Source organism: Mesorhizobium sp. M7D.F.Ca.US.004.03.1.1 (genome assembly GCF_003998635.1).
Lineage (GTDB): Bacteria > Pseudomonadota > Alphaproteobacteria > Rhizobiales > Rhizobiaceae > Mesorhizobium > Mesorhizobium loti.
Genome location: NZ_RZQG01000080.1, coordinates 1 through 12,315 on the forward strand (window position 1 = coordinate 1; position 12,315 = coordinate 12,315).

The following is a 12,315-nucleotide window of genomic DNA, read 5'->3' on the forward strand; positions in this document are numbered from 1 at the left end:
GTTCGATGGAGACAAAGCCGTCGATGCCGTCGAGCAGAGGACGCAAGTCGGCGGCGATGCTCAGATAGGCGTCGCGCCTGCCCGCCGCCGGCTCGACCTCGAAGAGGACGGCAATCACGGCAGCACCAGCTTTGCATGCGGTCCCGAGACGTGTTTCAGGAACATGCGGTCCTCCTTCAGGATGAATCTTTCGCGGCGGGCGAATTCGTAGTTTGCCTTGCCGGCGGGATCGGCGGCAAGCCGAGCGCGATAAGCTTCATAGGCCGCCAGGCTGTCGATGTTATAAGCGGCATAGGCGGTCGTCGCCGAGCCCTCATGCGGCGCGTAGTAGCCGATCAGATCGGCGCCGCAACGTGGAATGGACTGGCCCCAGTTGCGGGCGTATTCCTCGAAGGCCGCTTTGCCGAACGGGTCGATCTCGTAGCGGATGAAGCAGGTGATGGTCATTGTGGTCTCCTTGGGTTTCCGCGTCGATGGTTCGAGCGGCGTCGAAACGTCGTGCCGCCTGGTCTGCTAGGCAATTCCCTTGGCGGTCATGCCTGCCAGAAGGACTTCGTGCATTCGCGGCGCACGTCTTCTGGCGTCAGGCCAAGGTCGCGCAGCAGATGATCGTCGATCTCGGCGAGGTCGAGACGCTGCAAATGACGGTCATACCAGCGAGCCAGCAGCCGGGAACGCAACCAGGTGACGAACGGGAACGATTGGCGGCTGGCGAGCGGGGCCGAGGGGAAAGCGGTTCGTGCGGTCATCGTCGTCTCCTTGATCTGATCGGAGAATAGTGGTTATCTGACAAGGATGCTTCGATGAGAAACGAACTATGCGTGAAGGACCCGACATCGCCCGCATCGCCAGCCTGGTCGGCGATCCAGCACGGGCAAACATGCTGAATGCTCTGATGGGCGGCACGGCGCTGACGGCGAGCGAACTGGCGCTCGAAGCCGGCGTGTCGCTGCCGACCGCCAGCTCGCATCTGGGCAAGCTGATGGAAGGCGGGCTGTTGACGGTGGCGAGCCAGGGCCGCCATCGCTACTACGGCCTCGCCGGCCCGCAGGTGGCGGGCATGATCGAAGCCATCACCGGTGTCGCGGAAGCCGTTGGGCCAAAGCGCGTGCGGCCGGGTCCCCGCGACGGCGCCATGCGCGTGGCGCGCGTCTGCTACGACCACCTTGCCGGCGAGCAGGCGGTGGCGATGCTCGATCGTCTCGTCGCCAAAAACGTGTTGGTCCGCGACGACAAGGAGATCAGGCTCGGGCCATCGGCGGCTTCGCATTTCGCTGCCATCGGCATCGATGTCTACACCAGGCCGCGCCGGCCGGTATGCCGCGCCTGCCTCGACTGGAGCGTGAGGCGCTCGCACCTCGCCGGCACGCTGGGCGCCGCCATCCTCGACAAGATCCTTGCCGAGAAATGGGCGCGCCGCGAGAAGGACAGTCGCGCGGTCATTTTCTCGCCGCCGGGCAAACAGGCGTTTGAGAGGGTGTTTTTGGACTGAGGGGTTGGCGGGACAGCGCCCCCCTCTGGCCTGCCGGCCATCTCCCCCACACGGGGGGAGATCAGGCGTCACGCCGGCTTTCGCCAATCTCTTACGTGCAAAGGGTGCGAAGCGCCGAAGCTGCCAATCTCCCCACTCGTGGGGGAGATGGCCGGCAGGCCAGAGGGGGGCGCGAAGGATCGCTGCGCTGGCAAATTGCGCGAACTACCCCCGCTTCAACACCTTCCCCACCTTGAAAAAATCCTTCCACGGATCGGCTAGCGCCAACTTCGCCAGCGTCGTCTTGTCGCCGATCGGGAAAGCGTTCGGCGCCAGTCCGGCTTCGATCTCGGCCCAGGTCACCGGCATCGACACGGTGGCGCCCTTCTTGGCGCGCGACGAATAGGGCGCGACCGTCGTCGAGCCCCTGCCATTGCGCAGATAGTCGACGAAGATCTTTCCGGTGCGCGCCTTCTTCGACAGCGTCGCCGTGTAGCGGTCGGGGGCGCCCTGTTCGAGCGCCTTGGCAAAATCATGGGCGAAGGTCTTCACCGCCTCCCAATCCGCCGATGGCTTTAGCGGCACCAGCACATGAAAACCCTTGCCGCCCGAGGTCTTGACGAAATTCGACAGCGACAGCTCGTCGAGCTTGCCTCTAATGTCGAGTGCCGCCTCGCGCACCGCTTTCACGTCGACGCCTTCATCGGGATCGAGATCGAAGATGATCTGGTCGGGCTGTTCAAGCTTGTCTGTCGTGCAGCCCCAGATGTGGATCTCGACCACACCATATTGAACCAGTGCAGCAACGCCGTCGAAATCCCTGATGAACAGGATCTCCTCGCCGTCGTTAGGGTCCTTCATGCGGGCGATCTTGTCGCTCATGCCGGCCGAGGCATGTTTCTGGAAGAAGCGCGGTCCGCCGACGCCGTCCGGCGCGCGCACCAGGCTGAGCGGCCGGTTGACGACGAACTGTTCCATGCGTGGCCAGACCTGCGCGTAGTGGTCGAGCAGGCCTTGCTTGGATATTTTTTCGTCCGGCCACAGCAGCTTGTCGGGATGGGAAAGCTTTACCGTGGTCGTCATCGACCCGGCGGGCTTGGCGGTGCTGCTCGATGCCGGCTTTGCCGAACCTTTGGCTGTCGCTGCCTTGCCTGTCGACGCTTTGGGCTTTTCCTGCACGACTTCCTCCGCCGGCTTGTCCTCGCGCAATCCCTGGAACGAGGCGTGGCGTATTATACGGTCCGACGTCCAGCTGCGAAACTCCACTTCGCCGACAAGTTCCGGCTTGACCCAGACCAGGCCCTTGCCCTTCGGCACGGTGGCAGCGAACGGCGACGACTTTGCCTTCAGCGCATCGAGCTTTGTCTTCAAATCGGTGGCGCCCTTGGCGGAGAAGCCGGTGCCGACGCGGCCGGCATAATGCAGCTTGCCACCCTCATGATAGCCGACCAGCAGCGAGCGCAGTCCGCGCCCGGTCTTCTCCGACGGCAGATAACCGCCGATGACGAACTCCTGCCGCGCCGTGCATTTCGATTTCACCCAGGTGGGGCCGCGGCCGCTGCGATAAGGCGCATCGGCGCGTTTGGAGACGACGCCTTCCAGCCCCATGCGGCAGGCATGCTCCAGCATGATCTTGCCGGGCTCGGCGAAATGGTCGCTGAAACGGACTGCCGCATTCTCCGGCTGCTTGCCGAGCAGCTCCTGCAAGGTCTGCTTGCGCTCGACCAATGGCTCGCGGCGCAAATCCTTCCCGTCGAGGCGCATCAGGTCGAAGACGTAGTAGATGAAGCGGTTGGTTCGATTGGCAGACAAATCCTGCTGCAGCAGGGAGAAGGACGAAACGCCGCTGTCGGCCAGCACGACGATCTCGCCGTCGATGATGGCGTCACTGCATTTCAGTCCGGCCAGTTCTGCCATGATCTCGCCGCCGAATTTCTCCGTCCAGTCGAGGCCGGTGCGGGTCAGCAGCCGCACTTCGGTGCCAGCGATCTGCGCCTGCATGCGATAGCCGTCGAACTTCACCTCGTGCAGCCAGTCCTTGCCCGGCGGGGCTTCGCGCTCCAGCGTGGCCAACTGCGGCTCAACAAAGTCGAGGCGCTTGCCGGGCTTCGCCTTGCCGGCGGCTGGCTTGTTGGAATGCCAGACTTTTGGCTTCTGGCCCTTGGCGGCCTTGCCCTCGCCGACCTCCTCGATGGTCAGGCCCGACTTCACCGATTCCGGCGCTTCCTTGAGGATGTCCTCGCCCGGCCGCGCGGCGGCATCGTCGGACTTGATCAGCAGCCAGTTGTCGCGCTTTTCAGCCGCGCGCGGCTTCAACCGCACCAGATGCCATAGACCGTGCAGCTTGTGGCCGTGCAGCTCGAAGCTGATATGGCCTTTCTTCATTGCCTTGGCCGGGTCGATCTCGGGAACCCAGGTGCCCTCGTCCCAGACGATGACCGAACCGCCGCCATATTCGCCCTTGGGGATGGTGCCTTCGAACGGCGCATAGTCGATCGGGTGATCCTCGACATGCACGGCCAGCCGCTTCTCATGCGGGTCGAGACTCGGGCCGCGCGTCACCGCCCAGCTCCACAGCACGCCGTCATGTTCCAGCCGCAGGTCGTAATGCAGCCTTGTCGCCGCGTGCTTGTGTATGACGAAGATGCCGCCCGCCTCGCCCTTCTTGGTACGGGCGACCTTGCCGGCCGGCTCGGTGGTCTTCTTGAAATCGCGCTTGGAGTGGTACTGTTCGAGGCTGGCCATCTCTGGATGTCCTCAGGCCGACTTGCGCTTCGGCGCGCCGGCTTTCGGGTTGGCGCGCTTGGCCTTCGCCGACGAAGAAGCCTTCGAGCTGCCATCCGACGACAGGCTCTTCTTCAGCGCGTCGAACAGATTGACGACATTGGAGGGTTTGGGCGCTGCCTTGGCCGTGGGCGCCTTCTTGCCGGCCTTCTTGGCGCGGATCAGCTCCAGGAGTGCGTCCTCGTATTTGTCATCGAATTTCGAGGGATCGAACTTGGCCTTCTTCCTGTCGATGATCAGCTCGGCCAGATCGGTCACCTCCTGATCGGTCTTCACCGCCTTGATGTCGCCAAACACGGTGTCCGGCTGGCGCACCGTGTTGTCGTAGCGCAGCGTCGTCAGCACCATGCCCTTGCCCAGCGGTTCGATGACCACCGGGCGCTCGCGTTGATAGAGCACGATGCGCGCCAGTCCGGCCATCTTCTTGCCCGCCATAGCATCACGGATGACGGCGAACGCCTCCTCCGACACCTTGTCGGCCGGCGCGACATAATAGGGCGTATCGAGGTAGATCTGCTGGATCGAGGCTTTGTCGACGAAACCGTCGAGCGCCATCGTGTGCGAGGATTCGATCTGCACCGCCTCGATCTCGTCTTCCTCGATATGGACGAAATCGCCGTCGCTGACTTCGTAACCCTTGATCTCGTCGTCGTCGCCAAGCGGCTTGCCGGTTTCGGAATCGACATAGATGCGTTTCACCGTGTTGCCGGTCTTGCGGTTCAGCACCCGGAACGAGACCTTCTCGGTGTGGGTGACGACATTGGTCAGCTCGACGGCACAGGTGACCAGCGACAGCTTCAGATAGCCCTTCCAGGCTGGACGCGGCGCCATGATATCTTCCCTTCCACAACCAGATGAAGGTGAGAACGGACAGAGCCCGCTCCAGTTCCGCGCTCCCGCGCCGATCTGGATGCCAAGCGCACCCGAGGCGTTCTGGCCGCCCGCACGGAAATTTCACTGAGGCAGCCAAAGTTGAAACAGAACCGCGCGCGGGCGACATTCAAACGAAACATATGTGATGGAAAAGTCACATTGGGCGGAATGCCGACCAACTGCACGGAAAGACCCCGAATCAGCCGCATTCCAGCCACGAAGCAAGGCATTTTCGACCAGATATTAACATCACGTTCACCGACTATTCACGCCTCGACGCTATGATGACCGCAATTCGGAAGGGACATCCGAAATTCGGGACAGGGACAAGGTAAATGAACTTCCTCGCGCACCTCATCGGCTATGCCGCCGCCATCCGCGAATTCGTCGCGCCGACCTATCGGCCCGAGCGCTATTACATGCGTGGCCCCGGCCCGGCTTGCGCCCGTCGCGGCAACTCGCTCGGCGTGAGCGCGCACTGATCATGGCTTTCGAAAATCGCCACGACAGCCGGATCTGCAGGCCGGCCGCCTCTACCCGCGCCACCACCTATCGCGCCGAGCGTCCCGCTCTCGCCGACAGGCGGCGTGCGACATCGCCACGGCTTTGATACCGTCTCCGGCTGGCTTAGTGTCCTAAGGGCACAAGCAGCCGAGGCCCGCGTGACCGACCTTCCCCAGTCGAGCCGTCGCAAGTCAAGCTGTCCCTCCGAAACATCCTTCGATGCACGCCAGCCGCTGATCGTCTTCGATGGCGTCTGTGTGGTCAGGCTCGATCGCAAAAGCCGCTTTGGGTGCGGGCGCCTTCGATGCCCTTGCCGTAGATTTCCGACAGCGCCACGCCGAGCGGATAATAGACACCGGACGTGCCGCCGGTCAGCACATTGATGAATTCCTGGGCCTTGGCTGAAATAGCGCCCAGGCCAAGCGAGACCGCCACCGCGCCGGCCGCAATGAATTTCGTCCTGAAATGGAACATGGTGATTTCCTCCCTGAAATGTCTGCGCCGCCGCCCTCCTCGGCGCGGGCGGGGCGAGTTTAGACGGCAGACGGCAAATGCCAACCAGCAATTGCACTCCATTAGGCGAACGGTTGAGTGCTGCCGCGGTGGGCGCCGGCTTGCGCATGACACGACCAAGGCCGAAAGATTTTTCCAGCGCCTGTCGAAATCGGCCGAGACCGCACGACATAGGGTCGGCCCGCACGGAGCGGCCGTTCGACAAAACGGGAGAAGACCATGCGATACATGCTTTTGATCTACAATGACGAGGCCGCGACGGCTAATGCGCCGCGCGACAAGACCGAGCAGGTCCTCGCGGCCTATGGCGCCTATACCGAAGCGTTGAAGAAATCCGGCGCATGGCTGGCCGGCGACCGGCTGCGCCCGACCCAGGCGGCGGCCTCGGTGCGGATGGCCAACGGCAACACCAACGTGCTCGATGGCCCCTATGCCGACACCAAGGAGCAACTTGCCGGCTTCTACATGATCGAGGCGACCGACATCGACACGGCCATCGAATGGGGTGGACGCTGTCCGGCAGCCAGCACCGGCACGGTCGAGGTGCGCCCGATCTGGGAAATGACCGAGTACCTATCCGAGAAATGACCGAAACGCCCCGACGACGCCGAATGATTTTTCGCGGCGCCTGTCGAAATCGGTCCAGGCCACGCGACATAGGGTCGGCCAGCAACGAAGCGGCCTTCGAGAAAACGGGAGAAGACCATGCGATACATGCTTTTGATCTACGTCAACGAAGCCGCGATGGCGGCCGCGCCGACCGATAAGACCTACGAGATCAGCGCAGCCTATGGCGCCTATACCGAGGCGTTGAAGAAATCCGGCGCCTGGCTGGCCGGCGACCGGCTGAAGCCGACCCAGGCCGCCACTTCGGTGCGGATGGCCAACGGCAAGACCAACGTGCTCGACGGCCCCTACGCCGACACCAAGGAGCAACTCGCCGGTTTCTACATGATCGAGGCTGAGGACGCCGATGCCGCTATCGCCTGGGCGGCGCGCTGCCCCGCCGCCAGCGCCGGCACGGTCGAGCTGCGGCCGATCTGGGAACAGACCATGTGATGGAGAATGGCCTGGAGATCGCGCGGGCGGCGGCGGAAGTCGCCGCCCGGCAAAGCTACGGCAAGCTTGTCGCCTGGCTCGCGGCACGCACGCGCGACGTGGCCGGCGCCGAGGATGCGCTGGCCGATGCCTTCGCCGCCGCACTGGAGCGATGGCCTCAAACCGGCGTGCCCAAGAAGCCGGAAGCCTGGCTGCTGGCGGTGGCAAGGCGGCGCCGCGTCGATGCGGTGCGGCGGCGGCTGACCAGCGAGGCCGGCCGCGAGCATCTCAAGCTGATTGCCGAGGAGGCGGAGGCGCACATGACCGACGAAGACCTGCCCGACGAACGGCTGCGGCTGATGTTCGCCTGCGCCCATCCGGCGATCGAATCGAGCGTGCGTTCGCCGCTCATCCTGCAGACCGTGCTGGGGTTCGACGCCGCGACGATCGCCTCTGCCTTCCTGGTCTCGCCGGCAACGATGAGCCAGCGCCTGGTGCGCGCCAAGACCCGCATCCGTGAGACCGGCATTCCGTTCCGCGTGCCGGAGCGGGCTGAACTCGGCGAACGGCTGGATGCGGTGCTGGAAGCGATCTACGCCGCCTTCGCCGAAGGCTGGTCCGACCCGGCGGGCACCGAGACGCAGCGCCGCAATCTGGCGACCGAAGGCATTTGGCTCGGCCGGCTGGTGGCTTCGCTGTTGCCGGAAGAGCCCGAGGCGCTTGGCCTCTTGTCGCTGATGCTGTTTGCCGAGGCGCGCCGCGCCGCACGGCGCGATGCGGCCGGGGATTACGTGCCGCTTGCTGAGCAGGACTATACGCTCTGGGATCGCGCTTTGGTCGATGAGGCGGAAGCGTTGCTCGGCCGCGCCGCCACCATGGGCGTCATCGGCCGCTACCAGCTTGAGGCGGCCGTGCAGTCCGCACATGCAGCACGACGGCTGACCGGCCGCACCGACTGGGCGGCGATCCGCGAGCTCTACGACGCGCTGCTTTCGATCGCAGGATCGCCGGTGGTGGCGATCAACCGCGCGGTGACGATTGCCGAGGCCGAGGGCGCCGTGGCCGGATTGGCGGCCCTTTACGTGCTGGGCGACGACAAGCGGCTTGATGACTATCAGCCCTACTGGGCAGCCCGCGCCGGTCTGCTGGCCAGGCTCGGTCAGGTGCCACAGGCAACCGAGGCCTATGATCGGGCGATCGGCCTTGAACGCGATCCGGCGGTGCGCCGCTTCCTGCAAGGAAAACGGGCGGTGCTCAGAAATTGAGCCGCGCCACCGGCCGTCCGTTCAGCCTGGCCACATCTCATGCGATGTGTTGAGCGTCTTCATCAGCGGGTTGTCGCGCAGTTTCGACCACAGGCGTTCAATGTTCGGCCATGCCGTCCGCGCTTTGTCGACGTCGGGATGCCAGGCCACCAGCATGACGAGGTAAATGTCGGCCAGTGACAGCTGGGAGCCGACCAGCCAGTCACGGCCTTGGAGAGCGGCATCCAGAACGGCAAAGCCTCGGTCCATCTCGGCGACGGCTGCCTGCTTGACCGCCTTGGTGCCGTCCGGATCGGCCGTGTATCGATACGCGTAGTAGAAACGCAGCACCGCCGGATAGAGCACCGACGACATGAAGGTCATCCAGCGCAGGAAGTCGGCACGGGCAGGCGTGTCGACAGCCGGCGCCAGGCCGGCATTGGGGTGACGCTCGGCAAGCAGGATGCAGATCGCCGCCGATTCGGTCATCGAGCTTCCGTCCGGCAAGGTCAGCACCGGAACCTGGTTCAACGGACTGATGCCCAGGAAGGCCGGATCGGGTCGGTCCGTCTTCGGTACGTCGATCTGCTCGAACGGTACGTTCGCCAGCGCCAGCGCAGCCTCGACGACGAAGCCGCCGCTGCCTGGGCGGGTGTAGAGCTTGTACATGGAATCTTCCCCCGGCCCGCGCTAAGCAAGCCGGGAGCGATATGAACCGGAAGCGGTGTCGCGCTCAAGCCGCTGATGGCGGCCACAGACGGTTTTTCAGCGGGCCAGCTTGGTCACGAAGAAGCGTCGGACTACGAGCCCAACCCCTCGAACAGGATCGTCGACAGATAGCGCTCGGCGAAGGATGGGATGATCACCACAAGGTTCTTGCCCTTGTTCTCCGGCCGCGAGCCGACGACGATGGCCGCCTGCAGGGCGGCGCCCGACGAGATGCCGACCGGCACGCCTTCGAGGCGGGCGACGAGGCGGGCATTGGCGACCGAATCCTCGTTCGAGACCTTGACGATCTCGTCATAGATCGTCGTGTCGAGGATTTTGGGCGCAAAGCCGGCGCCGATGCCCTGGATCTTGTGCGGGCCGGGCTGGCCGCCCGACAGCACCGGTGAGGATTCCGGCTCGACTGCGACGACATGCACCGAAGGCTTGCGCTTCTTCAGCACCTGGCCGACGCCCGTGATAGTGCCGCCGGTGCCGATGCCGGCGACGAAGATATCGACCTCGCCATGCGTGTCGTTCCAGATCTCCTCGGCCGTCGTCGTGCGGTGGATTTCCGGGTTGGCCGCATTCTCGAACTGCTGCGGGATGATCGCATTGGGGATCGTCGCTGCCAGTTCGTCGGCCTTGGCGATGGCGCCCTTCATGCCTTTCGGACCCTCGGTCAGCACCAGCTCGGCGCCGAGCAGCGCCAGCATTTTCCTGCGTTCGATCGACATCGTTTCCGGCATCGTCAGGATCAGCTTGTAGCCCTTGGCGGCGGCAGCGAAGGCAAGCGCGATGCCGGTGTTGCCGGACGTCGGTTCGATCAGCGTGGTCTTGCCGGGAGACATCTTGCCGGACGCCTCCAGCGCCTCGATCATCGCCACGCCGATACGGTCCTTGACCGAAGCGATCGGATTGAAGAATTCGAGCTTGGCAATAAGATTGGCGACGATGCCCTTTTCCTTGGCGAACTTGTCGAGCCGCACCAGAGGCGTGTCGCCGATCGTGTCGGTGATGGAATCGTAGACGCGGCCGCGACCGGGCACGCGGGCTGATGTGACGGGCTTGTTCATTGGTTTCGCTCCCAGAATTTCAGGCAAGTGGAATTGCAGCCGGCAAGATAGGGCTTTCAGCCGCGCAACATAAGCTGTCGGCCGAAAATATCCGAGTGGGGACTGTGTCGAAAACGTCTCCGCCGCGGAAAAGCATTTCCCGCAAAGGCCTGTTTGCGAAATGCTTTGGCCGAGAGCCCTTTATTGGCGGGCGGCAATCGCTGCAGCAGCACCAACCATGAAGCCGGCGGCGGTGCGGTTCAGCGCCTTGAGCGCGCGCGGCGATTTCAGGAACCAGCGCGCCTTGGCAGCCAGCGCCAGATACGGCACCAGCACCACCAAGAGCACGACGACCGTCAGCGCAACGAGAATGCCGTAATCGGCCAGCGTGATGGTCTTCAGGTCGACGATGGTCGGCGTGATTGCGAGGTAGAAGATCATCGTCTTCGGATTGCCGAGGGTTACGGTCAGGCCGGCGACGAAGCTCGACAGCAGGCCACCCTTGCCTTTCCTCGCCTCGACGGTCTCGGGCGTGATGCCGCTGTTCCAGAAGCGCCAGCCGAGGAATACGAGATAGGCGACGCCGAGCCATTTGATGGCGAGAAAAACCATGCCGAAAGTTTGCGCGACGAAAGCGAGGCCGAGCACCACGACGGTCAGGTAGGTGAGGTCGCCAACCATCAGGCCAAAGGACATGGCAAGCGCCGAGCGAAAGCCGGAACCGAGCGCGCGCGCAATGAGCGCGGTGAGCCCGGGACCGGGAATGGCTGCGGCGACGCCGAGAGCGGCACTGTAGGCGAGGAATCCGGTGAGGGTCATGGTATTCGTCTCAAATCAGAAGGCACTGTCGCATGAAACGGGCCAGAATTGAATTCCCGTGGGGTCGGAATCCATTGCACCAGATATCGTTGGGACACCTGAAGAAGGCCCCCTCATCCGACCGCTTCGCGGCCACCTTCTCCCCGCTGGGGAGAAGAGACGAGCACGGCCCCGCCTACCTCCTCTACCCGCCAGGGAGAGGTAGGATTGTCCCAAATTGCTCTTCGCAATTCGGTTGGCAATCCAGGTGAGGGAGCCTGCGCTGCCCAGCAGATCAGGAGTGACCGTCGTCATGGGTGACACGCCATATGGTGCCGTTGCCGTCCTCGGTCACGATCAGCGCGCCGTCGTTCGCCACCGCCACGCCGACCGGTCGACCCCAGACTTCGCCGCTGGAGACGACGAATCCGGTGATAAAATCCTCATACTCGCCGGTCGGCTTGCCATCCTTGAACAGCAATCTCACCACCTTGTAGCCGGTCCTGTTGCCGCGGTTCCATGAACCATGCAAGGCGACGAAGGCGTCGCCCTTGTATTCGGCCGGAAAGCTCTTCCCTTCGTAGAAGGCGATGTTGAGCGGCGCCGAATGCGCCTGCATCAGTACATCGGGAATATCAGCCTTGCCGGCAAGGTCGGGGCGCTCGCCCTTGCGGCGCGGATCCTCGTTGTTGCCGATATAGTACCAGGGCCAGCCATAGAAGGCGCCGTCCTTGACCACTGTTGCATATTCGGACGGCACATTGTCGCCGAGCCCATCGCGCTCATTGACGACACACCACAGCGCGCCGGTCGCCGGCTGCACGGTCATGCCCGAACAGTTGCGCAGGCCGGTGGCGACGATGCGTCCGTTCTTGCCGTCCGGATCGAAGGCCAGCACGTCGGCGCGGCCGTCTTCAGAGCCCCATGTGGCGCCGAGCGGCTTCGACTTCGCCCAGGCGTCGAGTCCGCCCTCCGGTTCCTTGCCCATATCCTCGGCGACATTCGATCCCGAGCCGACCGACAGATAAAGCGTCTTGCCGTCCGGCGAAAAAGCGATGTCGCGCGTCCAGTGATGATTGGCAGGGATGTTGTCGATGATGGTTTCCGGATCGCCTGATGCCTTCAGGTCGCCCTTGCGATAGGCAAAGCGCACGACGCTGTCGCTGTTGGCGACATAGACCCATTGCGGATCATTGCCCGGCGGATAGAAGGCGATGCCATAGGGCTGGTTGAGGTTGCCGGCAAAGATGCCGTCCTGCGCCGGCTTTGCGCTGCCCTCGGCCAGGCGATAGACGCGGACCTGGTTGGCCTCGCTGTCGGCGACGAACAG

Annotated in this window: 13 protein-coding genes and 2 pseudogenes; 5 read left to right on the forward strand and 10 right to left on the reverse strand. The window is 63.8% G+C overall.

The window, feature by feature from the left end:
• From EN935_RS41910 to EN935_RS07640, 3 genes and pseudogenes are all read right to left on the reverse strand, one after another.
• Window positions 1–118, reverse strand: a pseudogene (locus EN935_RS41910) (antibiotic biosynthesis monooxygenase); the annotation flags it as partial.
• Window positions 115–447, reverse strand: coding sequence for an NIPSNAP family protein (locus tag EN935_RS07635; RefSeq protein WP_126067045.1), 333 nt, complete (start codon window positions 445–447; stop codon window positions 115–117). The gene EN935_RS07635 and the pseudogene EN935_RS41910, both read right to left, overlap by 4 nt.
• An 86-nt stretch (window positions 448–533) precedes the next feature.
• Entirely contained in the window at window positions 534–749 is a 216-nt protein-coding gene (locus EN935_RS07640; RefSeq protein WP_126067046.1) for a DUF1127 domain-containing protein, read from the reverse strand.
• Window positions 750–817: 68 nt separating this feature from the next.
• On the opposite strand from EN935_RS07640, the gene EN935_RS07645 reads away from it, so the two are divergent.
• Entirely contained in the window at window positions 818–1,492 is a 675-nt protein-coding gene (locus EN935_RS07645; protein WP_126067047.1) for a winged helix-turn-helix domain-containing protein, read from the forward strand.
• 204 nt (window positions 1,493–1,696) lie between these two features.
• Here the strand turns inward: EN935_RS07645 and ligD are convergent, their stop codons facing one another.
• Together ligD and EN935_RS07660 are read right to left on the reverse strand one after the other, a co-directional pair.
• Entirely contained in the window at window positions 1,697–4,216 is a 2,520-nt protein-coding gene (gene ligD, locus EN935_RS07655) for a DNA ligase D (protein ID WP_127262212.1), read from the reverse strand.
• Between the two features lie 12 nt (window positions 4,217–4,228).
• The gene (locus EN935_RS07660) at window positions 4,229–5,086 is read right to left on the reverse strand and encodes a Ku protein (RefSeq protein ID WP_127262211.1); all 858 of its coding nucleotides are present in this window, start codon (window positions 5,084–5,086) and stop codon (window positions 4,229–4,231) included.
• A 377-nt stretch (window positions 5,087–5,463) separates the two neighbouring features.
• Between EN935_RS07660 and EN935_RS07665 the strand changes: the two genes are divergently transcribed.
• Complete coding sequence (locus tag EN935_RS07665; RefSeq protein WP_082525385.1) at window positions 5,464–5,610, forward strand: hypothetical protein; 147 nt, start codon at window positions 5,464–5,466, stop codon at window positions 5,608–5,610.
• A gap of 307 nt (window positions 5,611–5,917) precedes the next feature.
• Here the strand turns inward: EN935_RS07665 and EN935_RS07670 are convergent.
• Window positions 5,918–6,106 (reverse strand): annotated as a pseudogene (locus EN935_RS07670) (C4-dicarboxylate ABC transporter); the annotation flags it as partial.
• A 258-nt stretch (window positions 6,107–6,364) separates the two neighbouring features.
• Here EN935_RS07670 and EN935_RS07675 point away from each other — a divergent pair.
• The 3 genes from EN935_RS07675 (at window position 6,365) to EN935_RS07685 (ending at window position 8,448) form a co-directional block, all read left to right on the forward strand.
• Entirely contained in the window at window positions 6,365–6,733 is a 369-nt protein-coding gene (locus EN935_RS07675; RefSeq protein WP_109667638.1) for a YciI family protein, read from the forward strand.
• 117 nt (window positions 6,734–6,850) lie between these two features.
• Entirely contained in the window at window positions 6,851–7,204 is a 354-nt protein-coding gene (locus EN935_RS07680; RefSeq protein ID WP_056585399.1) for a YciI family protein, read from the forward strand.
• Window positions 7,204–8,448, forward strand: coding sequence for an RNA polymerase sigma factor (locus EN935_RS07685; RefSeq protein WP_127262210.1), 1,245 nt, complete (start codon window positions 7,204–7,206; stop codon window positions 8,446–8,448). The genes EN935_RS07680 and EN935_RS07685 overlap by 1 nt, the downstream gene beginning before the upstream one ends.
• 21 nt (window positions 8,449–8,469) lie before the next feature.
• On the opposite strand, the gene EN935_RS07690 is transcribed toward EN935_RS07685, so the two are convergent.
• The 4 genes from EN935_RS07690 to EN935_RS07705 all read right to left on the reverse strand — a co-directional run.
• Window positions 8,470–9,096 carry a glutathione S-transferase family protein gene (locus EN935_RS07690; protein WP_127262209.1) on the reverse strand — a complete coding sequence of 209 codons (627 nt, stop codon included), beginning with the start codon at window positions 9,094–9,096 and terminating at the stop codon, window positions 8,470–8,472.
• Window positions 9,097–9,227: 131 nt separating this feature from the next.
• A complete protein-coding gene (gene cysK, locus EN935_RS07695; protein ID WP_127373249.1) occupies window positions 9,228–10,208 on the reverse strand; it encodes a cysteine synthase A in 981 nt (326 codons plus the stop codon).
• Between the two features lie 180 nt (window positions 10,209–10,388).
• Window positions 10,389–11,006, reverse strand: coding sequence for a LysE family translocator (locus EN935_RS07700; RefSeq protein ID WP_127262207.1), 618 nt, complete (start codon window positions 11,004–11,006; stop codon window positions 10,389–10,391).
• Between the two features lie 274 nt (window positions 11,007–11,280).
• On the reverse strand, window positions 11,281–12,315 hold a 1,035-nt coding region (locus EN935_RS07705; protein ID WP_164771042.1), incomplete at its 5' end, for a sorbosone dehydrogenase family protein.